This is a genomic window from Synechococcus sp. PH41509 (assembly GCF_020514285.1).
Classification (GTDB): domain Bacteria; phylum Cyanobacteriota; class Cyanobacteriia; order PCC-6307; family Cyanobiaceae; genus Parasynechococcus.
Window position 1 is genome coordinate 42,609 of sequence record NZ_VTLD01000008.1, and the last position, 21,163, is coordinate 63,771.

Sequence of the window (21,163 nt, forward strand, 5' to 3'; positions counted from 1 at the left end):
CTTATGCGGCTTGTTGGTGGTTGGTCATGGCCCGCAGCTTGAGAATCGCTTTGGCTTCCAGCTGTCGGACGCGCTCGCGGGACACATTGATCTGACGACCGATCTCCGCAAGGGTCAGAGGCTCTTCACCGCCAAGACCGAACCGCAACTTCAGAATCTTTTGCTCGCGCTCGTTCAGTTGAGACAGCCAGCCACCGAGGTGTTCTTTCTGGATACTGCGATCCATCCCTTCCATCGGCTCTTCACCATTGGGATCCGGGATCAGTTCGCCAAGGGTGCTGCGATCTTCCTCGCCACGGGCATGGGCATCCAGCGATGCACAGGGTGCGCTCTGGGACATCAGATCTTCCAGTTCCCTGGGTTCGATGCCCATGGCACTCGCCAACTCAAGCCGATTTGGTTGACGACCGAAGCGGTGGGATAGTTCTCGGGAGATGCGACGCATCTTCGAGAGTTTTTCGCTGATGTGGATCGGCAGGCGAATGGTTCGGGCGCTGTTGTCGATGGCCCGCGTCATGCCCTGGCGAATCCACCAGTAGGCATAGGTGGAGAATTTGTAGCCCATGGCGGGGTCGAACTTGTCGACCGCTCGCTCCAAGCCAATGGCACCTTCCTGAACCAGGTCGAGAAGTTCAAGACCTTGGTTCTGGTATTTCTTGGCCACACTCACCACGAGGCGGAGGTTGGCTGCCATCATCCGATCGCGGGCCCGTTTGCCCATGCGGATCTTGTGCCGATGCCGAGAGGTCAGCTCCTCCTCAGGCAACTCCTGAAGTTGTTTCATTGCTTGCACATGATGTGCAAGTTCGATTTCTTCGGCTGCCGTCAGCAACGGAATACGTCCGATGCTGCTCAAGTAAAAACCGATGGAGTCGGTGGCGAGCCGCCCTCCTTGTCGCGAAGATGGTCGACGTCCAGTGGACGGCAACGCAGGTTCTCTCCGGGACGACTGATGTGTCGTGCCGGAAGATTCCAGAGGGATCCCCATCACCCTGGTCTCCTGAATGAATTTGGGCTGAACTTAGCACCGAGCAACAGCGATGACTGTTTCGAATCGGAAGAATTTCCGGATCTAAATCTTTTCGTTCTCGAAGCAACTGTTGCGGGCGTGATCGTGGCTGCTTCAAGTTTGTTTTTGAAGTGATGTTGTATCGGACATCACAGACGCAGCGCTTTTGAAAAAACCAAAGAATTACAAGGATTGGATGCCCTTGCTCCATTCCTTGACCAATTGAATCTGGGAATTGCGTTCTGGGGCCTCATTCGTTGGTTTGCGCTGTGTAAATGTGCCGTCGCTCTGCATGTCCCAGGCGCCTTGGTTGTCATTCAGGTAAAGCTGCAGCAGGCGTTCCAGTTTCTGGCGATGTTCTGGATCTTCGATTGGTGTGACCGCTTCAATACGGCGGTCCAGGTTGCGGCTCATCCAGTCGGCACTGCCGATATAAACCTCTGGAGAGCCACCGTTGGCAAACCAAAAGATCCTCGAATGTTCTAGGAATTGGCCGATGATGCTGATCACCCGAATGTTTTCGCTCAACCCCTGGCGGTTTGGATACAGGCTGCACATGCCGCGAATGATCAATTCGATCTTGACTCCGGCTTGAGACGCTTCATAAAGAAGCGAAATGATGCTGGGATCGACCAGGGAATTCATTTTGGCTCGGATCACGGCCTGTGTGCCTTGTTGGGCATGCTCAATCTCTCGTCGTATCAACAGCTCCATACCTTTTCGCAACGTGACGGGTGCCACGAGCAAGCGACGGAAGCTTTGCTGCTTCGAAAAACCGGTGAGGTAATTGAACAGTTCAACCAGGTCTTGTCCCAGCTCTTGGTTGGCTGTGAGCAACCCGAGATCGGTGTAAAGCTTCGAGGTCTTGGAGTTGTAGTTGCCAGTGCCGATGTGCACATAACTCTGTAGCTTCTCTTTCTCCTTACGAACCACCAGAACGATCTTGGTGTGCGTTTTGAGCCCAAGCACGCCGTAGACAACGTGAACCCCTGACTGCTCCAGGTGCCGGGCCCATTGAATGTTGTTGTCTTCGTCAAATCGTGCTTTCAATTCCACCAGTGCCATCACCTGCTTGCCGTTTTCAGCAGCGCGGATCAGGGCAGCGATGATCGGAGAGTCTTTGGAGGTGCGGTAGAGCGTCATCTTGATGCCCATCACCTGGGGATCGTCCGCTGCCTGATTGATGAACTCTTCGACGGTTGTGGAGAAGAGCTCGTAGGGATGGTGCAGAAGGATGTCCTGACGCCGAATCACCGAGAAGATCGATTCGAATTCATCCGCTTTGATCGCGCCCTCTTCAACAAGGTGCTGCTGACTGCGTGCAAGCACAGCCGGTGTTTGGCCTCCCTGGGTACGACTTTTGAGTTTCGGCAGTGATAGCCCGGTCAGCCCGAAGAGGTCGTCCAGGCCCAGGGGTCCATCGATCACGTAAAGGTCTTCCTCTTCCACGCTCAACCCGGTCATCAGCATCTCCACAACGTCTCTGGGCATCTCGTTGGGAACTTCGAGGCGCACCACCTCACCGCCCATCCGCCGTTTCCGCAGCCCCTGTTCCAGGGCCAGCATCAGGTCATCGGCTTCCAGATCCCTCAGTTCCAGATCCGCATCCCGCGTCACGCGGAAGAAGTAGTGCCCTTCGATCGTCATGCCAGGAAACAGCACCTCAAGGTTGAAGGCGATCACCTGCTCGAGAGCAATGGCGGTGTGAACTGGTTTGTCTTCAGTGCCGCTCAGTTCTGAGGGGATGGCGATGAAACGAGCAAGGTTCTTCTGCGGAACTTTGACGCGTGCAAATTGACGTTGCCCTGTCTCCGGGTCAACAACCACAGCGGCGACGTTCAGGCTCAGATTGCTGACAAAAGGGAATGGATGGGCTGGATCGACAGCCAGGGGCGTCAGCACCGGAAACACCGACGTCTGGAAGGTGTTGTCAACCCAGGTGCGCTGGTCTTCGTTGAGTTGTTTGTAATCGAGCAGTTCAACGTTGTGTTCCAGCAGCTTTGGCTTCAGGTGTTGGCGGTAGTGCACCTGTTGCTGCTTCAGCAGGGGAATGAGTTGCTCTCGGATCGCAAGCAGCTGCTCCAGGGGTGACATGCCGTCTTCACTCGGTTTGCTGACGCCGGCCTCCACCTGTGACTTCAGGGAAGCCACGCGAACCATGAAGAATTCGTCGAGGTTGTTGCTAAAAATGGCGCTGAACTTGGCTTGATCCAGCAAGGGTGTGCGCGGATCAAGGGCCTGGGCTAACACCCTCTCGTTGAAGGCGATCCAGCTCAGCTCCCGGTTGATGTAGTGCTCCGGGGCTAGGGCTGCTGCGCACATGGGCTGAACGTCTCGGCGTTCGTGTCGTTAGCCAAAACGTAGCAATCAGGATTCGCTTGTTCGTGTATCGGAGATGTCTGGAAGAGGGCTTCCGGCGACGAGGCCGATAACAAGCACCAGAACGGTTGCCGCTGCTGCAAAGGGACTCATAGGACCGAGCAGGTCGTAGCTCAACCCCGCCAAAGGGGGTCCGAGAAAGCTTCCCAAACTTTGCAGGGCCTGAAGGCTGCCCAAGGCGCTGCCCTGCCCCTCCCGGCCTAGGCGTCTGGACACCAGGCTGCGCAGGCTTGGTGTGACCAGGCCTGTGCCCAGAGCAAGGATTCCGACGGCGGTAAAAATCGCGCCGGCTCGGTCTGATGAGCCGACGCTGGGGATCAGCAGGCATCCAATGATCACCAGACCCAGGCCAAGCAAGGTCAGACGCCATTCACCGAACCGCTTGACCAGGGGACCGATCAGCCCTCCCTGGACCACGGTGGCGACCACTCCCACCACAAGGAATGCGGTGGTGGCCAGCTCAGGGCCCCAGCCGAAGCGCTGCTTGAAATAGAGCACCAGGATGGCTGTGAATCCGTTGAAGGCCAGGAAGAAGAGGAAAAATGCAGCGCAGAGTCGACCCACGCTGGGGTTCATCAGCACTTGGCTCAGCCGTGCAAACGGATTCAGGTCGCGTTTTCTGGGAAGGCTTTTGCGGGAGTCTTGGGGATGGGTCTCCGGCAGCAGATTGAGTACCACCAAGAGGTTGAGTGCAGCGAATCCTGTGGCGACCCAAACGGGAAGTGACACCGCCACCCGGGCCAGTTGTCCGCCAACGAAGGGGCCAAGGATGAAACCCAAGCCAAAGGCCACGCCGATCAATCCGAAGGCACGGGCTCGTTTGTCGGGAGGCGTGATGTCGGCAAGCACTGCGCTAGCCGTTGCAGCCGTACCGCCGCTGATGCCGTCAATGATCCGCGCTGCGAACAGCATCAGCAAGGGCAGAAGGCTTTGGCTGGGCCAAGGCAGGGAAACGGTTACTGCAAACAGCCCGAGTCCAAGAACTGAGCCTGCGACGCAGATGCTGATCACGGGTCGGCGCCCGTAACGATCACTCAGCGCTCCTATCAACGGGGTCACCAGGAATTGAGCGAGTGCATAGCTTCCCGCCAGCAGACCCAGGGTTCGACCGTCTGGGGCGAACTGGGCCAGGAGAAATGGCAATAGCGGAAAAACAATGCTTTCGCTGAGCCGGTCGTTGAGCAGCGTGAGAAATGCGCTGAGCAGTGTGGGAATCCGGGGACGCTGCAAGCTTGTCGCCACGCAGGAGAGACTCACATTCCCACAGGCGGTTGCCATGGCTTTGCGTCCGATTGCTCCGGAGGATCAATCGCTTCTGCGGGAGATCTATGCCGACGCGATCGAATCGCAGGCCCCTCTTCTTTATTCGGAGGAACAAGTCAGGGCTTGGGCTGCCCTGGCCTGGTTGCCCGGTGTGCTGGATGCGACGTTCCGGGATGGCTCGGGTTGGCTGACCACGGACGGTTCAGCTTTTGCGATCCGTCATCCCGAAGACCGTCTGTCGCTGCTCTACTGCCGCGGTCGGGCATCGCGGCGCGGCCATGGCAGTGCCCTTCTGAACCAGATTGAGGCGGATGCCTGGGCATCCGGCGTCCTGCAATTGCGAACGGAGGCCAGCCAGCTCAGCCGATCGTTGCTGCAGCGTCGTGGCTGGGTGGTGGAGTCGCCGGAAACAATCCTGATCGGAGGCGTGCCGTTTGAGCGCTATCGGATGGTCAAGCTGCTTCGCCAAGTGCACAGTTGATCCAGCCTGGCTTGGGCCTGGCCCGTCTGCATGATGGATTCCGCCCGTTGAATGCCCTGTTCCAGGGATTCACTGCAACCGGAGAACCATAAATAGGCGCCGGCATTCCAGCGCAGGGCATCGCAGAGAGGGCCTTTGTTCTGCAGGGCGTCCCGCGCCTGCTCGGCCCAGGTGCTTTCGTCAGCCCATTCCACGTCGGCGTCATGGCAACCATGGTCGCGGGGATGCAGGATCAACCGCTCCGCTTCACCGTTCCGCACCCGTGCCGTGATGCAGGCACGGCCGATGGGCAGGTCGGTTCCTCCTTCCAAACCCTTCACAGTGAGGACATCGGTCTCGCCGCCTTGCTTGAGGGCTTCCCAGGCGCGGGCCTCGGTTGGCGGGTGCACAAAGCCACTGACGAGAAGGTGGTCGCCTTGATGGGGAGTCCAGAGCAATTCCAGGCTGGCGACCGGGGGACGCTTGCCCAGTTCTTCGCGGTAACCGATCAGTGTTTCCGCGATGGGGAAGTGATCCGGTTGATGGATCAGGGCGAAGCCGTTTTGCTGGAACCCGTCTGCAACGGCGTTGATCGGCAGGCCTGAGAGGTCGAGATTGAGAAGGCGGAACAGATCAACAGCGGTGACGCCGTATTTGATCGGCATCCGGTCACCGCCCTGCAGAACCACCGGCTGGTCATAGGCCAGAAGCACCAAAGTGGTGAGCGGGTAAATCGGTGCTGTCCGCGTGCGTCCGTCGTAGGGCATGCCGAAACACAGCGGTGCTCGACTGCCGGCCATCGACTGCAGCACCGGCCCATGGGTTCGGTAGGTGTCGAGCATCCCCGTGAGTTCTTGGGGTTCGGGCCGTCGGATGCGATGGGCAATCAGAAAGGCTCCGATTTGTGCGGGCGTCGCTGCGCCCTGCAACATCAGCTCCATGGCATCAGCCGCTTCCTCGCGACTCATGCCCTTGCTGGTGTGTTCACCGCTTCCCACCTTGCGCAGGTGCTGTTTGAAGCGGTCGCGGCCGGAGAGAACTCCGCTCATCTCAAAGTTCCGGCCTAAAGATTTGGTCAGTCTTCAGGAGCGACTGACCCGGCAGGGGTAGCAATTGCTACGAAAGCTCAGGGCCCGCCTAGACGGGATAGCCCCTCGAAGCTGCCATGACGTGGATGCTCCGGGTGGTGGCGGCCATCGGCGTAATAGAGCCGTTCCAGCATCAGTTGGGGTGCTGTGGTCGGTGGAAGGAATTGCCCCTGAAGCAGGGTTGCCATGGATTGGAAAAATTGGCTCATCGAAATTCTTCTTTGAATTCAATTTCACTCGCACCACGAGCCTGTTGGCTGTGCCGATTGCTTCAAAACAGGCTGTTGTTTTGTAGTTGATGCTTCATTGTTAAGTCAGTGTTTGCGCAACAGTTTCTGAGCTGCTGAGACGTTCCGGTTTGGAACGCTGTTTTTGAGGCGGCAATAACAACTTTTCGTTTAATCATGACTGTTTCAGCTGTTCCTTCGACCCCGTCGTTGTCAGCTCCTTCTCAGGAGACCGTCACAGCCAGCTTGATGGCTGCCAAGAAAGCCAAGGGAATGAGCTTTGCCGATCTGGAAGCGGCCATGGGCCTTGATGAGGTCTGGATTGCTTCATTGTTCTACGGTCAAGCCACGGCCTCGAAGGAAGAGGCTGACAAGCTGGCTGCGCTTCTTTCCCTTGATCCGGCCATCACCGCGGCTTTGCAGGAGTTCCCCACCAAGGGAAGTCTTGATCCTGTGATCCCCACCGATCCCTTGATCTATCGCTTCTACGAGATCATGCAGGTCTATGGAATGCCTCTGAAGGATGTCATCCAGGAGCATTTTGGTGATGGCATCATGAGCGCGATCGATTTCACCCTCGATGTCGACAAAGTGGAAGATCCCAAAGGTGATCGGGTCAAAATCACCATGTGCGGCAAGTTTCTGCCTTACAAAAAGTGGTGAACAACCAGTTGTCTTGATTAAAGACATCAAAGCCCCGCAAAAGCGGGGCTTTTTTATTGGCGAAACTGTTGGCTCAGCTGGGTGCTTGCCATCTTCCTTCGAGTGTCGTCATTCAGTTCTTCGCTCAGTTCCAGCAGACAGCGCTGACTGGCAGGTGTGGCGATGCAACCCAGCGCGCGGAATGCTGCCTCTGCAACAGGGAGGGAACCGTTGCGACACAGTTCTGCCAGCTTTTCGCTGATCAATACGCCATCGCGGCGTTGCAGAACCCGAATAGCGGCCACAACGACTGGATCGCGAAAATCATTCAAGACTTCTTGGCAGTACTGCAGCAGTTCGCCGTCGTCGAGGCAGTGGGACCGGAAGCTGAGCAGTTGCAGACCGGCGAGGCGGTGCAGTTGGCCTGGGTGATGCAGGCAATTCACTACAACTGACTCTGGAACGTCGGCTCCCCAGCAGGCCAGAGCCTGAACCACCATCAGGTTGGCGTCCTCGTTGTCCGAGGTTTGCTCGAGTTGAACTAACAACCAATCGCGGGCTTCGCTCTGATGGCACAGCCCTGCTGCCATCACTAAATCGGTTTGAACCCCATGGTTGGCGAGGAGTTCTTGGATGACGGGCCAGCCCCGCTCGGCCTGCATTCCCAGTTTTTCGCAGAGGGCTCGCCGCAGATCAACAGAAAGGCTGGGGGAGTAGACCTCCCCCAGCCAAGCGGGCTCCAAAGGAGCGCGTCGTGATCGGGCGAGCCGTTCCCAGAGAACGGCTTCGTCGTTCATGGATGGATCAGCGGGCACCCAGTTCAGCAGCGAGCTCACGCTCCAGCTTTTCATCGTGCTCGGTCGGCAGCACGTTCTCCATATGTGTGCGGTGGGTGCTGTAGAAGAGCATGCCGATGAACACCATGCCCCCCACGATGTTGCCCAGGGTGACCGGCAGGAAGTTCCAGAAGATCACCTTGGTGAAGGGGACACCTGAACCAAGGATCGGCCCAGCGGTGTGCAGGAACTGGTTCACCACGATGTGCTCCATGCCCATCGATTGGAAGGCCGTGATCGGAAGCCAGCAGGCCAGGATTTTGCCAGGAACGCTCTTGCTCACCAGAGCCATGGTTACGCCAAGGCAGACCAGCCAGTTGGCCACCACTCCGCGCAGGAAGGCGAGGAAAAAGCCCATGCTTCCCAGGGCCTCGTACTTCTTCTCAACGTTGATTTGATTGAGAGCCATGATCTTCTGGGCCACGGCATCCCAGATCGGCGGGCCGACATTGTCAGCAGCGCCATCCATGGTGCCGCTGGTGAGGCTGATCGCCATGATCACGGCCACAACTGCGGTGCCGATCCAGTTGCCGAGCCAGACCCAGACCCAATTGCGGAAGGTGGCGCCCCAGGTGCTTTTGCCAGCCCAGGTGGCCATCGGTAGCAGCGCAAAGTTACCGGTGACCAGCTCCATGCCGAACAGCACGATGCTGGCGAAGCCGAAGGGGAACAGCAGCGAGCCGACGAAGGGCGCTTTCACGGTGATGCCCACTGTCAGGGCCAGGATCACTGCCAGGCCAAGGATGGCTCCGGAGTAAAAGCCTCGGATCAGCAGGTTCTTCACGCTGACCGTTGATTTTTTGCCGCCGGCGGCAATCATGCCGTCGACAAGCTCATTAGGTAGGACGTAGTCCATCGGTTGAGATTGAGAGTTGGACGAAGGTTTGATGTCAGCCGCTGATGCGGTTCATCAGGCGGGAGAACAGATCAGGGCTGCCGCCCTGACGGTTGATGGCGGCTCCGTCGCGACCACTGGCGCTAAGCCAGTTGACGAAACGAGAGAACACGTCGTTGCGGTTGGCCATGATGGTGAGGGGGGTGTGGTCGTTGCGTTGGAGCCGTGACTTCAAAAGGAAGCGTCACGGCGACGGCAGCGATCAGGCCTTCGGGGTGGCCCCAAACTTGTCGATCAACACCTCTTTCAGAGCTGCCTTGATCTCATCGGCGGGGATGGCCTTGCGGTGGATTTCGCCGATGCTTGGGTTGGCGCCTTGGGAACCGCCGATGGTCATCGTGTAGCCCTCGCCCATCACGCCTTCACTGTTTTTTGCCTTCGTGCCGGTGAGGCCGATGGCACCCATGTAGGCCTGGCCGCAGGTGTTGGGGCAGCCGGTCCAGTGGATCTTCAGCTCGTCGGGAAGGTTGAGCTCCTGATCCAGTTCCTTGGCTGCTTCAAGGGCTTGGTCTTTGGTGTTGGTTAGGGCAAAGCCGCAGTAGGTGTTGCCGGTGCAGGACACCGTTCCAGCCGAGATGTGACCAGGTTCCAGAGGGAAGCGCTGCACTAGGGCATCGGCCTTCAAGGCTTCCCGTTTGTCGTTGGCCAGTCCCACGAGAATGACGTTCTGATCTTCCGTGAGACGCACTTCGCCGCTGCCGTAATTGAGGCTTGCGGTGGCCAAATCCTGAAGATCCTGGGCGGTCAGGCGGCCGACTGGAACGTGCAGACCGGCGTAGGACAGGCCCTCCTGTTTCTGGGGATGGAATCCGTAGTGGGAGCGGGGCGTGGTGTTGAACACGGAGCCAGGATCCGGTGTCAGCGGACCGAAGAGTTCTTCCACTTGGCTGCGGAACACGTCGTGGCCCACCTGATCCAGATAGAGGCGGAAGCGGCCTTTGGGGCGCTTGTCCCGTTCGCCGTTGTCGCGCCAGAGCCGGATCACGGCGTCGGTCATCTTGCAGATTTCTTCAGGCTTCACCCAGGCATTCAGAGGAATGGCATAGGCATTCATCTGCGATGACAGAACACCGCCGATCCACACACCAAAACCCATCACCCCATCCCGTTCCACGGGGTGAAAGACGATGTCGTTGTGGAGCAGGAAGTTGTCCTTCGCCCCTGCAACGGCTGTGTTCCACTTGCGGGGCAAGTTGGAATACTCCGGGTTCCCTTGGCAGTTGTTGGTGAGGAAGTTCTGCAGCTCGGTTGTGTAGGGCCGCGTGTCGACGATCTCGTTGGGATCGATGCCGGCGATTGGGTTGCCAGTGACGTTGCGGGGATTGTCGAAGCCGGATTGAATCGTGCTGAGACCTGCTTCCGTTAGTCGTTTAAGAATCTCTGGCAGGTCGCCCAGCAGCACACCACGCAACTGCAGGTTCTGCCGCGTGGTGATGTCGCAACTGCCGTTTTCGCCGTAGCGCTCGACGATCGAACCAACCACACGCAGTTGATCTGCGGTTAGTACTCCATTGGGCACACGCAGGCGGAGCATGAACTTGCCTGGCGTTTTCGGACGCCAAAACATGCCGTACCACTTCAAGCGCAGTTGAAGGTCGGTCTCATCCACCTGCTCCCAGCCTAGTGCGGCGAATTTCTCGATCTCGCTACCGACCAACAGGCCATCCTTGGCCGCCTTGTTCTGCTCGATCTTGTTGAGCTTCTTGCCATCCAGGTAAGGCCTGGAGGGAGAGCTAGTAGTCATAAGTCGATTGAAAAGTGGGCGGATTGATTGCTCAAAGACGAGGTGCGAATCAATCGAGATGGCCCGAAGACCGGCAACGCTTCAAAACGAAGGGAGCGTTGGGTTGATTGAATAATCACCGTGATGGGAACCCTGGTCCGTAACAAAGAGAACACTTTTGGAGTTGATCGATTGCAGGGCTCTGATTTGGCCAATTTGTAATTCCGGCTACATCTGGTGGTTCCCGTGAGGCCGTAAAAGGCAACCTGATTAAGCCTCAGTATTGGCGTCCAATTTCGCCAACCATCCGCACCGCTCCGGCCCGGAGCATTTGCCAAACGCGCTTCATCGCAGCGAAGTCTTGGTCCAATTCGGACGGCCCAGCCGCTCGATCGAGTCTTCTGTCGTAGCGGGCGTCCCTGGGGTCGTATCCCCTGCGGTAGCGGTCGTTCCGGGCGTCGTATCGCTCGATTCGTCCGTCCAGAGGCTCGCGGTAGGAGCGGCTGTCCAATGGAGCACGATCAAAATTACGGCGGGGCGCCATGACTTCCTCAACGTTCAGAACAACCCGATGACATCAGCCGGCACGGTCATCGATCCGTGGCCATTGCTACGGAATGACGCTTCCGATGGGAGACGGCGTGGTCTGCATCTCGTGGTGCACGGCCGCAGTGGCGGTGCTGTTCCCGACTGTTTGGCATCCCTGCCGCCTCTTCTGGCTCAGCGGCGATCGGCGCCGGTACAGCTCGAGGTGCTGACAGCTGAACAGGCCGTTTCGGCTCCTCTCCAACCCGCTTGGATCGTTCCTTTGCTGTTGCTGCCTGGAGCTCACGCACGAACGGACGTGCCTGCAATTCGGGACAGGCTTCATGGAGTTGGGGCCAGTGTGCGTTTGCTGCCCTTTCTCGGTGCATGGACCTCCTGGTGGGACGCTGTGCTGTCAGCGCTTCCTCTGCCTGAACGGCGTGATGCCGTGCTGGTGCACCATCCTCTCCGTCCAGGTGTGGCGGATCGGTTTCTCACGATGCTGTCGTCTCGATTGGCGTTGCCGTTGGTTTCCTTCGATGCCTGGCCGGAGTTCCAGCAGCGCCATCCCCGCGCCCGGCCACTCCCGTTGGCTCTAGCTCCGAATCGCATGACGGAGGCGCTAAGCGAAGCTGGTGGATTGCCTCCTCTGCTGGAGCATCCCCCCACCCGTCAGGCCTTGATCGATCTGCTTGTTTCTCTGCCGTGAGCATCGCTGAACAATCCGGAACCGTTTATCTGGTGGGAGCCGGTCCTGGCGATCCCGAGTTGCTCACGCTGAAGGCGCATCGGCTGCTTCGTGAGTGCGATGCCCTGGTGTACGACTCGCTGGTGCCCAAGGAAGTGCTGGATCTTGTCCCTGATGGCTGCGAACGCTGTTTTGTCGGCAAGCGTCGTGGGCATCATTCAGTGCCGCAACCAAGCACCAACGCCGTGCTCGTGGAAATGGCCCAGAAACACAGCACGGTGGTGCGGTTGAAGGGGGGTGATCCCTTTCTGTTTGGTCGTGGAGGTGAAGAAGCGGCTTACTTGGCGGAAAGGAACATCTCTGTTCAGGTGGTCCCGGGCGTGACGGCCGGCATCGCTGCCCCTGCTTACGCCGGAATTCCCGTCACGCACAGGCGGGCGGGGTCATCGGTGACCTTCGTCACCGGTCATGAGGAAATCGACAAGCGCCGTCCCTCTGTGGATTGGCGTGCCTTGGCCGCTGCCAGTGACGGCTTGGTGATTTACATGGGATTGCACAATCTGCCCAGGATCGCGGAGGAACTGATGGCGGGTGGTTTGGCTTCGACAACTCCCGTAGCGGTGATTCAGCAGGGCACGGTGGCGGGGCAGCGCTGCCTCAAAGCAACCTTGGTTGACGTTGCCGATCAATGCCGAGCGCAAGCCTTCAAGTCACCCTCGATCGTTGTGGTTGGTGAGGTGATTGACCAGCAGGTTGAGGCCTGCATGCCCACACCGGCAGCGGTCACGATGCCGATTCCGTTCTGACAATCCACGCTCTATTCCTTCAAGCGAGCCCGGAGCTGGGCCAGGTTGCACGGCCGGGTGTTGGTATCGAGTTGAGCACGGATGAGCCGGTCCCAAGCCGTGGTAACCGCATCCAGAGATCCCGGCAGCACAAACACAAAGGTGCCGTTGGCCACGCCGGCAAGGCAGCGGCTTTGCAGGGTGCTGGTGCCGATGCTCTTGAAGGAGAGCACTCGAAACAGTTCCCCGAATCCTTCGATTGTTTTGTCCAGCAGAGGTGCCACGGCTTCGGGGGTGCCATCGCGGCCGGTCAGACCGGTACCCCCACTGGTGATCACCACATCAACCGCGGGATCGGCGATCCAGCGGCTCAGTTCACTGCGGATTTGATAGCGATCATCGGGGCAGAGTCTGCGCTCGTGAAGCCAATGGTCGGCGGCTTCAAGGCTGCGCAGCAGCTGATCTCCGCTGCTGTCGTCCGCCAGGGTGCGTGTGTCGGAGATGGTGAGCAGGGCGATGGACAGGCCCATGGCACAGCGGCGGAGCCTTCGGACGCTAGAACCGCTCCAGCTGCCATGGACGCGGTGCTGAAGGTGCTGTTGTTCGCCTCCCTCCGAGAACGTGCCGGTTGGGCGGAGCGTTCCCTTCCGTTCACGCCAGGGGTATCAACGGCCCGTGAGGTCTGGAAACAGTTGGATCTTGGCCCGCTCGAGGGCATCAGCATTGCGGTCAATCAGGAGTTGGTCGGTGCGAATCAGCGGTTGCAGGCCGGTGATGAGCTGGCCTTTCTTCCACCGTTCACGGGGGGTTGAAGCATGAGCAGTTGTTGTGTGGAGGTGTGCCCGGATCCCTTTGATCCTTGGCAGCAGCTCGCGATCTGGAGTGGGGATGCCGCGGCCGCGGCGATCTTCATTGGTCGGGTGCGTCCCACCACCATGGATGGCCGGCCTCTGCAGGCGCTTGAGCTGGAGCACTTCCCTGGCCTTTGCGAACGTCAGATCACGGCCATGGCACAGCGTTTGCAGCAGGAGCACCGGGTGGGACCGATTTTGGTGCTGCATCGGGTGGGGAGGCTCGCCCCTGGGGACCCGATTGTGCTGGTGGCGGTCCAGGCGGATCGGCGCGGCGCAGCGCAGCTCTGCTCTGCTGCGTTGTTGGAGCAACTCAAGCATCAGGCACCGTTCTGGAAGCGGGAGTGGTGCAGCGGTCAGGGAACCTGGCTGGCGGCAAATACGCCGCTCTGATCAACGCTTGGGTGCTGCAGTTGGTAGCCCAGCTGTTTGAGCCGGGTGTTGCGGATCCGTCGGCCCGCTGAACTCGGATCGTCTTGTCCAAGCCAGTGCACCGGTGCCAGCCCTTGGCGTTGCAGGCTTCGCTCCACGAGATCCCGCAGCAGGATCGGTTCGTCGTTGACCACATTCACCACGCCGCCCCATTCACCATCCACTGCTGCTTCCAGGGCACCGGCGGCATCCGCCACATGCAGCCAGTTGCTGTAAGAGCCTCCGCGGCCGGGGCGTTCCAGGCCGGCGAGTCCGCTCAAACGTTGATCCAGATCGCGGCCGGGGCCGTACAGCGCTCCGAGGCGCAGGATGCAAACGCGCCGGTCGCCGATGCTGTTGAGCAGTTGCTCGCTTTCCAGCAGAACATCGCCATGGCCGCGGCCCGGGTCGGGCGGCGTTTGCTCATCCACCCAGTCACCCTGGGCATCGCCATACACCGAGCAACTGCTCGTGTAGAGAATCTGTCGAAGATTGGGGAGTTGTGGCAACAGCGACTTCAGGCAGCGGAAGCTGTTGACGAAGGTGTGGCGGTAGCCGTCGGCATCCACCTGGCGATCTCCCTTGGGACCGAGGCAGAACACGGCGCTGCTGCTCTGCCGCAGTGCATCCAGCAATTGGACAGGGTTGGTGGCATCGCACACCCTCACCCGATCCGCCAAGGAGCTGAGGTGCTCCAGCCGTTCGCTGCTGGTGGTGGTCAGCGTCAGCCTTAGCTGTGGCCGTTTCAGTTGCAGCCGCTCCGCCAGGGCAAGCCCCACATACCCGCAGCCAACGATCGTGAGGTCCATGGCGGGGGATGGCTGTTGCAGCGACCCTAAGGAGATCGACCGTTCCATGCCGTCACGGAGATGACTGATCAATGGACCCTCAACCGTCGCAATTTCGCCGGCCACTGGCAGGGCTGTGGCCACTGGTTTGAACGCGACGGCGCCGATCGGCTGGACCTACAGCGTCCATTCCGCCGGATTGACCCCACCACATACGCGATTTCCTTTTCCGATGATGACCACGGGGTCTGGGATGGGTCGGGGCTGGCGTTTGCTCCCGCTGGCCAGGCCACCTATCCCATCAGCCGAGCCAAATACAACACCGGTGGCGGTTGTTGGCAGTTTCCCGGGGCGGGGGGCCAGTCCAGCCTTGGCTTGGATGCCGATCGTCCGCGCTTCGGCCACGAGATCAACCTGTTTTGCGGTCGCTCCCGCTCGATGCTGGTGCTGCTCTGGGAACCGCGGAACGGCCGTTGGCGCTTGCAGCGCGTTGGGGCGGTGGGCTTTCGTTGTCGTCTGAGCCCCGATCCCGAACCCGAGCGTCCCGCATGCGGGACACCCGAGGCTCTGCTGGATTCGGTGAAGGGATGGAGCGGTGAGCGGCAGACGCTGCGACCTCAGCTGGGGGTGAACGCCGAGGCCGAGGACGCTGCTCCCGTGGTGTTTGATGCGCACCAATTTCTCCACAACGACTGCTCAGCCGTGATGCCCGATGGCTTGGTGTTCTCGGTGCCCAGTGAAATTCCAGCGGAGCCTTTCAGCCTGGAAATCGCTGGACGTCTCGGTGCTGCGCTGTTTCAGCAGGTCAGCATCCATTTCGATGCATCGGGCCAGCTCTTGGCCTGGGAGCGCCGATGCTTTCGCCCAGCGACGGTTCAGAAGATTCGCTGACGGATCACCTGGGCCCAGAGGCGCGTACCGCTTTGCAACGAGCCGGCCTCGGCCGGTAGTTCCAACAGAAGATCGGCCCGTTGCAGGGAGCCGATTCGGGAGGAGGCCTGCGAGCCATCCACCCGAGCCAGCAGCGCTCCTGCGGCGTTGGTGTCGAGGCGGGCTCGGGCCAGTTCCGGCCGTCCCGGTCGGCGGCTTAAAGGGTCGGCGAGTTCCACCATCACCCGGGGGAACAGTTCCGGTTCGATCTGCCCCTCCAGGGCCTGCAGGGCGGGCCAGAGCAGTTGCAGGGCGGTGACCGCCGCCGCCACGGGATTGCCCGGTAGTCCGAAAAACGGCACGCCCTCACCGATGCTTCCAAAGGCGAAGGGGCGACCCGGGCGAAGGAACAGTTTCCAGAAGTCCACGGCACCCAGCTCCGCCACCAGCGGTCGGATCCAGTCGGTGTCGCCGGCGGAGACGCCGCCGGTACTCACCACCACGTCGCAGTCGTTGGCAAGATCAAGCAGGGCCTGCCGCAGGGCGTTGGGTTGATCGGCCACCACCCGTCGCTGGGTCACCGACTGCCCGAGGGCCTGGAGCATCGTCTCCAGAAGCGTGCCGTTGCTCTCCCAGATGGCACCGGGGTGCCGCGCTGTTCCGGGGGGCACCAGCTCGTCCCCGCTGATCAGCAGCCCGATGCGGGGTTGCGACACAACGGCCAATTCGGCGATGCCGCAGCCGGCGAGGCGTGCGAGATCGGCGGACCCCAGTCGCTGTCCAGCGGCCAGCAGCAGGTCCCCTGGCCGGCATTCCTCGTCCTTCGGGCGAATCCAGGGACGATCCGACGCTTCTTTCGCCAGCTGGAGGGTTTTGCCGTTCACTGTGATGAGCTCCTGGGGCAGCACCCAGCCGGCACCGTCCGGCAGTGGAGCTCCGGTGAGGATCCGAATCGCATCGCCGTTGGCCAGGGTCCCGTTGAAGGGTTGGCCTGCTGCGGAGCGCCCTTTCAGCTGCCAGATTTCTCCGAGCTTGGGCTGGTGGCTTTGCCCCAAGGCGTAGCCATCCATGATTGAGGCCGGAAACCCCGGAACGGCCGCGCTGGCCAGTACAGCTGCTGCGCTCACGCGGCCCAGGGCGTCCTGGAGGGGCACCGTGCTGCTGAGCGTGATCGGCTCGATTGCCGCCAGAACCCGTCGGCGTGCCTCCTCCAGGGGTAGACCTTCGCGTCCGTACGGCTCAGCGCTTCCAAACACCATTTCGCCCCCCTTCTTTGAAATGAAGCTGGATGGCCTCGATCGTCATGGCTGGATCGACCGCCTTGAGCATGTCGTAAAGGGTCAGCAGCCCCACGGAAACGGCTGTCATTGCTTCCATTTCCACGCCGGTTTGGCCCGTTGTGCGGCAACGGCAGTGGACGACCAGGCCAGGCAGGGATTCGTCAGCGTCGATCGTCACATCCATGCCACTGAGCGGTAGGGGGTGGCACAGGGGAATCAATTCCCAAGTGCGTTTTGCGGCCTGGATGGCAGCCACCCGGGCGACCGCCAGAAGATCCCCTTTGGGTGTCTCTCCCCGCTGGATCAGGGTCAGGGTTGTGGGCTCCATACGAATGGCTCCACTGGCATGGGCTTCGCGCTTGCTGGCAGGACGGTCCCCCACGTCCACCATGTGAACTTCGCCTTGTTGGTTCAGATGACTTAGGTCTTCCGTCATTCGATCAAGGTCACAACACCGTTAGTGAGTTCGAAATAACCCACTACCAGTTTCAGGGCACCGCTGCTTTTGGCTTCGGCCAAGGCCGAGCTGCGTTGGATCAGCGTGGATGCTGTGGCAAGGGCATTGCGTCTGACGGCCTCCGCCAGATTGCTGCTGCCGCTAATGGTCTCCTCGATGGGATGGATCAGCCGTTCCAGCGAAGGGGTCAAAGGCTTGTCGTCCATCGCTGCCGTGACAGCTCCGCAGCCGCTGTGCCCCATCACCATCACCAGCGGCGTTTTGAGAAAGCTGACGCCGTACTCCACCGAGGCAATCGCTTCGTCAAAAGCGCTGTTGCCGGCGTTGCGGATCACGAACAGTTCGCCAGGGGTGGTGTCGAACACCCAGCTCGGTGACACCCGTGAATCAGAGCAGGTGAGCACAGTCGCCCAGGGACGTTGGCTTGTGGCCAAAGCTCTGGGGGAATTGAAGCAGCGTGGGTCAGGATCGGTCGTCCGCAGCGTTGCCCTGTTCTCCTGAAGCGCCAGGCGCCACGCTTCTGTAAAACGGCGGTTCCCCGCCATCAGGGCCTGAAGTGGATCGTCGGGAACGCAGAACCCATCTTCGGCAGCATCAACAGGCCGCGTTTGTATTAGGGCGGCCAAGGCCAGACCGCCCGTTCGCTGGAGGAAGTGACGGCGTTGGATCCCCATGCCGCCAGCTTATTTAGGCCGTGTGATCAGCGCTCGCCGAAGGGGGCCCAGAGCGTGGCCTCGGAGCCGACCACGGGTTCCACGGCGGGCTTGCTGGCAGCAGCCGGTTGAGCACTCACATTCGCGCTTATGGAGGAGACATCCGCTTCGCCCAAGGGAGCCCAGAGAGCGGCAGGACCGGCGATCACCGGCTCGACGCCAGTAGCGCCAGCCTGTACGGAGGCCGTCTGGCTGCGCACCAGTTGCACGGCGAGGGAACCAACGATGAACGCACCCAGGAAGCCGGCTGCCAGGGTGATGGGGCTGCGGCCGGAAGTGGACGAGATGCTGCTGGTCACGGCAGAAACTCTCAGAACAGAGCTTCAGTATGGAAAGAATTGGTGTGAACGACTACTGGATGGGCTGAATTGTGTAGCGGAATTAACAGTTCCTATGGGATCAAAGTCCTGCATTGGATGTTGCTGGAGAGCTTCAGCCGTGACCCATCCGTGGGACATTCCCAGCAACATTCCGAGGGAGAGGGCGAAGCGCACAGGCCAAGATTTGTATCAACGTAAACATCTCTGTTTCCGCGGTCTTCTGTTGTCATCATTGACACCAATCAAGGCTTTGGTTGATGTCCAGCCGTTGCGATTCCGCCAGCCATTGCTTTGCCTTTGAGCAGGATTTCATCGGCAACTGGCGCTGCATACCGCTGTGTGTGCGTCGGAAACTTGATCTCTGTGGGGTGAAGTTAAAGCTCAATCACTGGTTGCAACTCTCCAGGGATCAACGTCAAACCCTGGTGGATTGGCCGGATGGGGCCGACGCCCTCGAGCAGCTTCGCCAACACCTGCGCGATTGCACGAGCGCCATGGCCGATGGCATGGCGAAGGATCTTCCACCGGTCAGCGGCGCCCCCTGGCAACAGTTGGCCGAGCTGCCCGCTGCGGTACGGGAGGCGGCCACGGCGCGAGGTGTGTTGCTGACCCTGGAGCAATGGGCTCAGCTCAGTGAGCTGGATCGCTTTGCGTTGTGCAAGTTGGCCCGGCCGGGGCACGATCACCACAACCTTGAAGCAGCCTTCAGCGAAGTGCTGGTGTGAGTAGCCGGCGCAGTGCCTCCAGCTTTCCTTTTTGCTGCTCGACGGGCTTCACCACCGAGACGGCCGGAGCCACGATCACCGCGCAGGCCTTGAGTTCCGGCTGCTTCGATACCGGGCAGGCCTCGTCATGCATCAGGGTGTTGGCCTCGCAGGCCTTCTCCTGGGTGAATCCCCAGTGCATTGGCAGAAAGACCGATCCACGCCGAATGCGATCGGTGACCTTCACGGTCGCGGTGAGGTGACCGCGGCGCGAGCTGATCGCTGCCAGTGCGCCGTTGCGCAGTTTTAGATCCTGAGCGTCACCGGGGTGAATCTCCAGCAGCGGCTCGGGATGCTGTTTCATCAGCCGTTCCACCTTCCCTGTGCGGGTCATGGTGTGCCACTGCCCCAGATAGCGGCCCACCGTCAGCACCAGGGGGTAGGTCTCGCAGGGGGGTTCCGCCAGCCCGAGCGGTTGATCGGTGCTGAAGCGGGCGCGTTTGTTCGGGGTGGGGAACTGATGGTCTTCGTAGAGGCGTTTCCCTGCTGCGCTGGGGCTGCTGCCGTGGGGGTACGGCCACTGCTGTGGACCGTCCTGTTCAAGCAGCGCATGGCTCAGGCCACTGACGTCACAGAGGCGCCCTTGGGTCAGTTCGGTGAATTCGGCGTAAACCTCAGCCGCTGAATCGAAGCTGAATTGTTCGGTGTAGCCCAAGCGGCGTCCCACGTCAGCGAAGACCTCCCAGTCGGGCCGGCTTTCGCCGAAGCGGCGTCGATAGGCCGGGCAATAGGTCACCCGCCGTTCGGAATTGGTCATGGCACCGGCCTTCTCACTCCACTGGGCTGCGGGCAAAAGCAGGTGGGCGTAATGGGACGTTTCAGAGTCGGCATAGGCCTCGCTCACCACCACCAGCGGGCACTTGTTCATGGCTGACTTCACCCGGTCGAGATCCGGGAGGCTGACCAGGGGGTTGGTGGCGGCCACCCACCACAGATCCAGCGCGCCCTGTTCCATTGCTTCGATCTGTTGCCAGGCCGCCAATCCAGGCTTGGCGTTGATCCTTCCTTTTGGCAGCCGCCAGGCCTGTTCCACTTCGGCACGGTGGTCAGCGTTGGTCACCAAGCGGTAGCCCGGCAGCAGATGCGCCAAGCCTCCAGCCTCACGCCCGCCCATGGCATTTGGTTGGCCGGTGAGGGAAAACGGGCCTGCTCCTTCCTTGCCGATCTGGCCGGTGAGCAGATGCAGATTGATCAACCCCTGCACCACTGCTGTTCCTTCCCGGCGTTGGTTCACACCCATTGACCAGAGGCTGAGCACCTTTTCGCGCCGGTGGAACAGAGCGGCCACTTCCCGCAGGCGTTTTTCGGGGATGTTGCAGAACAGGGCAACCCGCCTTGGAGTCCAGCGGGCGGCGACGTCAAAAAAGGCGTCGTAATTCTCGGTGTGGTCGTCGATGAAGGCTGGATCCTGGCCGTTCTCGCGGAGCACCAGGTGGGCAATGCCGTGCAGCAGGGCCAGGTCGCTGCCTGGTGCAATCGGCAAGTGGATGTCGGCGGCTTTGGCGGTGTCGGTGCGGCGTGGATCCACCACCACGATCTTGACGCTGCCAGGGTTTTTTCGTTTTCGCTTCAGCAGGCGCTGGAACAGCACCGGGTGGCACTCGGCGGTGTTGGTGCCGATCAGAAACGCCACCGTGCAGTGGTCGAGGTCTTCGTAGCTGCAGGGGGGGCCATCGGAGCCCAGGCTGCGGGTGTAGCCCGCCACTGCTGAGCTCATGCACAGCCGCGAGTTGGCATCAAAATTGTTGGTGCCCAGTGCGCCTTTCAGCAGTTTCTGGGCCAGGTAGTAGTCCTCGGTGTGGAACTGGCCGGAGCCGTACATGGCGATGCCATCGGCATTGCCGCGCTGGGTCACGCTTGCCTGAATCTGTCCGGTGATTTTGTCGAGGGCCTCGTCCCAGCTGATCGGTGCGAAGTCGTCCTCGAGCGTTTCGCGGAATAGGGGTTGGCGCAGTCGTCCTTGGGCCAGGGTTTCGCCAACCGTGGCGCCCTTGATGCAGACCTGACCAAGACTGGAGGGATGCTCGCGGTCGCCGCGGGCGGTCCACATTGGATTGCCTTCACCATCCCGCTTCACTGCTTGACCCTTCACAGCAGGTGGGAGCAGCTCCAGGCCACAGCCCACGCCGCAGTAGGGGCACTGGCTGCGCACGCTGCGGGGGGAGTTGACCATGCAGGAACCTAAAAAG

25 protein-coding genes are annotated in these 21,163 nt (G+C 60.4%); 8 read left to right on the plus strand and 17 right to left on the minus strand.

All coding sequences use genetic code 11. The features are described 5' to 3' along the window. Position 1: 1 nt before the first annotated feature. The 3 genes from FZZ88_RS04060 to FZZ88_RS04070 all read right to left on the minus strand — a co-directional run bounded on the left by FZZ88_RS04060 (position 2) and on the right by FZZ88_RS04070 (position 4,666). Positions 2-988: an RpoD/SigA family RNA polymerase sigma factor gene (locus tag FZZ88_RS04060; protein ID WP_166016091.1), complete on the minus strand. Its 987-nt coding sequence runs from the start codon at positions 986-988 to the stop codon at positions 2-4. Positions 989-1,192: 204 nt separating this feature from the next. Continuing rightward, the gene (gene ppk1 / locus FZZ88_RS04065) at positions 1,193-3,331 is read right to left on the minus strand and encodes a polyphosphate kinase 1 (protein ID WP_166016092.1); all 2,139 of its coding nucleotides are present in this window, start codon (positions 3,329-3,331) and stop codon (positions 1,193-1,195) included. Positions 3,332-3,376: 45 nt separating this feature from the next. Continuing rightward, positions 3,377-4,666, minus strand: coding sequence for an MFS transporter (locus FZZ88_RS04070; protein WP_166016094.1), 1,290 nt, complete (start codon positions 4,664-4,666; stop codon positions 3,377-3,379). On the opposite strand from FZZ88_RS04070, the gene FZZ88_RS04075 reads away from it, so the two are divergent. Continuing rightward, positions 4,665-5,132 carry a GNAT family N-acetyltransferase gene (locus tag FZZ88_RS04075; RefSeq protein WP_166016096.1) on the plus strand — a complete coding sequence of 156 codons (468 nt, stop codon included), beginning with the start codon at positions 4,665-4,667 and terminating at the stop codon, positions 5,130-5,132. The genes FZZ88_RS04070 and FZZ88_RS04075 overlap by 2 nt on opposite strands. Here FZZ88_RS04075 and FZZ88_RS04080 read toward each other — a convergent pair. Both FZZ88_RS04080 and FZZ88_RS04085 read right to left on the minus strand, forming a co-directional pair. Continuing rightward, positions 5,093-6,160 carry an anthranilate phosphoribosyltransferase family protein gene (locus FZZ88_RS04080; protein WP_166016097.1) on the minus strand — a complete coding sequence of 356 codons (1,068 nt, stop codon included), beginning with the start codon at positions 6,158-6,160 and terminating at the stop codon, positions 5,093-5,095. The two genes, FZZ88_RS04075 and FZZ88_RS04080, sit on opposite strands and share 40 nt — an antisense overlap. Before the next feature lie 77 nt (positions 6,161-6,237). Continuing rightward, entirely contained in the window at positions 6,238-6,408 is a 171-nt protein-coding gene (locus FZZ88_RS04085) for a cyanate hydratase (protein WP_166016099.1), read from the minus strand. A 195-nt stretch (positions 6,409-6,603) separates the two neighbouring features. Here FZZ88_RS04085 and cynS point away from each other — a divergent pair, with 195 nt between their 5' ends. Continuing rightward, positions 6,604-7,089 (plus strand): cyanase, encoded by a 486-nt coding sequence (cynS, locus tag FZZ88_RS04090; RefSeq protein WP_170951222.1) that lies wholly within the window; start codon positions 6,604-6,606, stop codon positions 7,087-7,089. 53 nt (positions 7,090-7,142) lie between these two features. On the opposite strand, the gene FZZ88_RS04095 is transcribed toward cynS, so the two are convergent. The 5 genes from FZZ88_RS04095 to FZZ88_RS04115 all read right to left on the minus strand — a co-directional run bounded on the left by FZZ88_RS04095 (position 7,143) and on the right by FZZ88_RS04115 (position 11,066). Next, entirely contained in the window at positions 7,143-7,919 is a 777-nt protein-coding gene (locus tag FZZ88_RS04095; protein WP_226423598.1) for a HEAT repeat domain-containing protein, read from the minus strand. Then, positions 7,873-8,760 carry a formate/nitrite transporter family protein gene (locus tag FZZ88_RS04100; RefSeq protein ID WP_166016101.1) on the minus strand — a complete coding sequence of 296 codons (888 nt, stop codon included), beginning with the start codon at positions 8,758-8,760 and terminating at the stop codon, positions 7,873-7,875. Before FZZ88_RS04100 ends, FZZ88_RS04095 begins: the two co-directional genes overlap by 47 nt. A 34-nt stretch (positions 8,761-8,794) precedes the next feature. Next, a complete protein-coding gene (locus tag FZZ88_RS04105; RefSeq protein ID WP_226423599.1) occupies positions 8,795-8,974 on the minus strand; it encodes a ferredoxin--nitrite reductase in 180 nt (59 codons plus the stop codon). Positions 8,975-9,001: 27 nt separating this feature from the next. Continuing rightward, entirely contained in the window at positions 9,002-10,543 is a 1,542-nt protein-coding gene (locus FZZ88_RS04110) for a ferredoxin--nitrite reductase (RefSeq protein ID WP_166016103.1), read from the minus strand. A gap of 256 nt (positions 10,544-10,799) precedes the next feature. Then, positions 10,800-11,066 (minus strand): hypothetical protein, encoded by a 267-nt coding sequence (locus FZZ88_RS04115; RefSeq protein WP_136987740.1) that lies wholly within the window; start codon positions 11,064-11,066, stop codon positions 10,800-10,802. 27 nt (positions 11,067-11,093) lie between these two features. Between FZZ88_RS04115 and FZZ88_RS04120 the strand changes: the two genes are divergently transcribed. Continuing rightward, positions 11,094-11,756 (plus strand): DNA mismatch repair protein MutS, encoded by a 663-nt coding sequence (locus FZZ88_RS04120; protein WP_166016105.1) that lies wholly within the window; start codon positions 11,094-11,096, stop codon positions 11,754-11,756. Then, positions 11,753-12,541: a uroporphyrinogen-III C-methyltransferase gene (gene cobA, locus FZZ88_RS04125; protein WP_166016107.1), complete on the plus strand. Its 789-nt coding sequence runs from the start codon at positions 11,753-11,755 to the stop codon at positions 12,539-12,541. Before FZZ88_RS04120 ends, cobA begins: the two co-directional genes overlap by 4 nt. Before the next feature lie 11 nt (positions 12,542-12,552). Here the strand turns inward: cobA and moaB are convergent, their stop codons facing one another. Then, complete coding sequence (moaB, locus tag FZZ88_RS04130; protein WP_166016109.1) at positions 12,553-13,050, minus strand: molybdenum cofactor biosynthesis protein B; 498 nt, start codon at positions 13,048-13,050, stop codon at positions 12,553-12,555. Positions 13,051-13,095: 45 nt separating this feature from the next. Between moaB and FZZ88_RS04135 the strand changes: the two genes are divergently transcribed. After that, positions 13,096-13,332, plus strand: coding sequence for a MoaD/ThiS family protein (locus tag FZZ88_RS04135; protein ID WP_166016112.1), 237 nt, complete (start codon positions 13,096-13,098; stop codon positions 13,330-13,332). A gap of 3 nt (positions 13,333-13,335) precedes the next feature. Next, entirely contained in the window at positions 13,336-13,764 is a 429-nt protein-coding gene (locus FZZ88_RS04140; protein ID WP_166016114.1) for a molybdenum cofactor biosynthesis protein MoaE, read from the plus strand. On the opposite strand, the gene FZZ88_RS04145 is transcribed toward FZZ88_RS04140, so the two are convergent. Next, positions 13,728-14,591: an NAD-dependent epimerase/dehydratase family protein gene (locus FZZ88_RS04145; RefSeq protein ID WP_166016467.1), complete on the minus strand. Its 864-nt coding sequence runs from the start codon at positions 14,589-14,591 to the stop codon at positions 13,728-13,730. The genes FZZ88_RS04140 and FZZ88_RS04145 overlap by 37 nt on opposite strands. Before the next feature lie 60 nt (positions 14,592-14,651). Here FZZ88_RS04145 and FZZ88_RS04150 point away from each other — a divergent pair, with 60 nt between their 5' ends. Next, positions 14,652-15,461, plus strand: a complete 810-nt coding sequence (locus FZZ88_RS04150; protein ID WP_166016116.1) for a hypothetical protein — start codon at positions 14,652-14,654, stop codon at positions 15,459-15,461. Here FZZ88_RS04150 and FZZ88_RS04155 read toward each other — a convergent pair. The 4 genes from FZZ88_RS04155 to FZZ88_RS04170 are packed head-to-tail and all read right to left on the minus strand — an operon-like array spanning position 15,446 to position 18,189. Further along, on the minus strand, positions 15,446-16,696 hold the full coding sequence (locus FZZ88_RS04155; protein WP_166016468.1) for a molybdopterin molybdotransferase MoeA: 1,251 nt from the start codon (positions 16,694-16,696) through the stop codon (positions 15,446-15,448). The genes FZZ88_RS04150 and FZZ88_RS04155 overlap by 16 nt on opposite strands. After that, the gene (moaC, locus tag FZZ88_RS04160; RefSeq protein ID WP_166016118.1) at positions 16,680-17,156 is read right to left on the minus strand and encodes a cyclic pyranopterin monophosphate synthase MoaC; all 477 of its coding nucleotides are present in this window, start codon (positions 17,154-17,156) and stop codon (positions 16,680-16,682) included. Before moaC ends, FZZ88_RS04155 begins: the two co-directional genes overlap by 17 nt. Further along, entirely contained in the window at positions 17,153-17,851 is a 699-nt protein-coding gene (locus FZZ88_RS04165; protein ID WP_166016119.1) for a carbonic anhydrase, read from the minus strand. Before FZZ88_RS04165 ends, moaC begins: the two co-directional genes overlap by 4 nt. Before the next feature lie 26 nt (positions 17,852-17,877). Next, positions 17,878-18,189 (minus strand): hypothetical protein, encoded by a 312-nt coding sequence (locus tag FZZ88_RS04170; protein ID WP_166016121.1) that lies wholly within the window; start codon positions 18,187-18,189, stop codon positions 17,878-17,880. A gap of 278 nt (positions 18,190-18,467) precedes the next feature. Here FZZ88_RS04170 and FZZ88_RS04175 point away from each other — a divergent pair, with 278 nt between their 5' ends. Beyond that, positions 18,468-18,935 carry a nitrate reductase associated protein gene (locus FZZ88_RS04175; protein WP_166016123.1) on the plus strand — a complete coding sequence of 156 codons (468 nt, stop codon included), beginning with the start codon at positions 18,468-18,470 and terminating at the stop codon, positions 18,933-18,935. Here FZZ88_RS04175 and FZZ88_RS04180 read toward each other — a convergent pair. After that, on the minus strand, positions 18,916-21,147 hold the full coding sequence (locus FZZ88_RS04180) for a nitrate reductase (RefSeq protein ID WP_166016126.1): 2,232 nt from the start codon (positions 21,145-21,147) through the stop codon (positions 18,916-18,918). The genes FZZ88_RS04175 and FZZ88_RS04180 overlap by 20 nt on opposite strands. Between the last annotated feature and the right edge of the window lie 16 nt (positions 21,148-21,163).

What these genes read in the sequence shown, in the direction of transcription:
- FZZ88_RS04060 (WP_166016091.1), bottom strand. Translation starts at nt 988, where the DNA reads ATGGGGATCCCTCTGGAATCTTCCGGCACGACACATCAGTCGTCCCGG.
- ppk1 (WP_166016092.1), bottom strand. Translation starts at nt 3,331, where the DNA reads ATGTGCGCAGCAGCCCTAGCCCCGGAGCACTACATCAACCGGGAGCTG.
- FZZ88_RS04075 (WP_166016096.1), top strand. Translation starts at nt 4,665, where the DNA reads ATGGCTTTGCGTCCGATTGCTCCGGAGGATCAATCGCTTCTGCGGGAG.
- FZZ88_RS04070 (WP_166016094.1), bottom strand. Translation starts at nt 4,666, where the DNA reads ATGGCAACCGCCTGTGGGAATGTGAGTCTCTCCTGCGTGGCGACAAGC.
- FZZ88_RS04080 (WP_166016097.1), bottom strand. Translation starts at nt 6,160, where the DNA reads ATGAGCGGAGTTCTCTCCGGCCGCGACCGCTTCAAACAGCACCTGCGC.
- FZZ88_RS04085 (WP_166016099.1), bottom strand. Translation starts at nt 6,408, where the DNA reads ATGAGCCAATTTTTCCAATCCATGGCAACCCTGCTTCAGGGGCAATTC.
- cynS (WP_170951222.1), top strand. Translation starts at nt 6,604, where the DNA reads ATGACTGTTTCAGCTGTTCCTTCGACCCCGTCGTTGTCAGCTCCTTCT.
- FZZ88_RS04095 (WP_226423598.1), bottom strand. Translation starts at nt 7,919, where the DNA reads ATGAAAAGCTGGAGCGTGAGCTCGCTGCTGAACTGGGTGCCCGCTGAT.
- FZZ88_RS04100 (WP_166016101.1), bottom strand. Translation starts at nt 8,760, where the DNA reads ATGGACTACGTCCTACCTAATGAGCTTGTCGACGGCATGATTGCCGCC.
- FZZ88_RS04110 (WP_166016103.1), bottom strand. Translation starts at nt 10,543, where the DNA reads ATGACTACTAGCTCTCCCTCCAGGCCTTACCTGGATGGCAAGAAGCTC.
- FZZ88_RS04115 (WP_136987740.1), bottom strand. Translation starts at nt 11,066, where the DNA reads ATGGCGCCCCGCCGTAATTTTGATCGTGCTCCATTGGACAGCCGCTCC.
- FZZ88_RS04120 (WP_166016105.1), top strand. Translation starts at nt 11,094, where the DNA reads ATGACATCAGCCGGCACGGTCATCGATCCGTGGCCATTGCTACGGAAT.
- moaB (WP_166016109.1), bottom strand. Translation starts at nt 13,050, where the DNA reads ATGGGCCTGTCCATCGCCCTGCTCACCATCTCCGACACACGCACCCTG.
- FZZ88_RS04135 (WP_166016112.1), top strand. Translation starts at nt 13,096, where the DNA reads ATGGACGCGGTGCTGAAGGTGCTGTTGTTCGCCTCCCTCCGAGAACGT.
- FZZ88_RS04140 (WP_166016114.1), top strand. Translation starts at nt 13,336, where the DNA reads ATGAGCAGTTGTTGTGTGGAGGTGTGCCCGGATCCCTTTGATCCTTGG.
- FZZ88_RS04145 (WP_166016467.1), bottom strand. Translation starts at nt 14,591, where the DNA reads ATGGACCTCACGATCGTTGGCTGCGGGTATGTGGGGCTTGCCCTGGCG.
- FZZ88_RS04150 (WP_166016116.1), top strand. Translation starts at nt 14,652, where the DNA reads ATGACTGATCAATGGACCCTCAACCGTCGCAATTTCGCCGGCCACTGG.
- moaC (WP_166016118.1), bottom strand. Translation starts at nt 17,156, where the DNA reads ATGACGGAAGACCTAAGTCATCTGAACCAACAAGGCGAAGTTCACATG.
- FZZ88_RS04165 (WP_166016119.1), bottom strand. Translation starts at nt 17,851, where the DNA reads ATGGGGATCCAACGCCGTCACTTCCTCCAGCGAACGGGCGGTCTGGCC.
- FZZ88_RS04175 (WP_166016123.1), top strand. Translation starts at nt 18,468, where the DNA reads ATGTCCAGCCGTTGCGATTCCGCCAGCCATTGCTTTGCCTTTGAGCAG.
- FZZ88_RS04180 (WP_166016126.1), bottom strand. Translation starts at nt 21,147, where the DNA reads ATGGTCAACTCCCCCCGCAGCGTGCGCAGCCAGTGCCCCTACTGCGGC.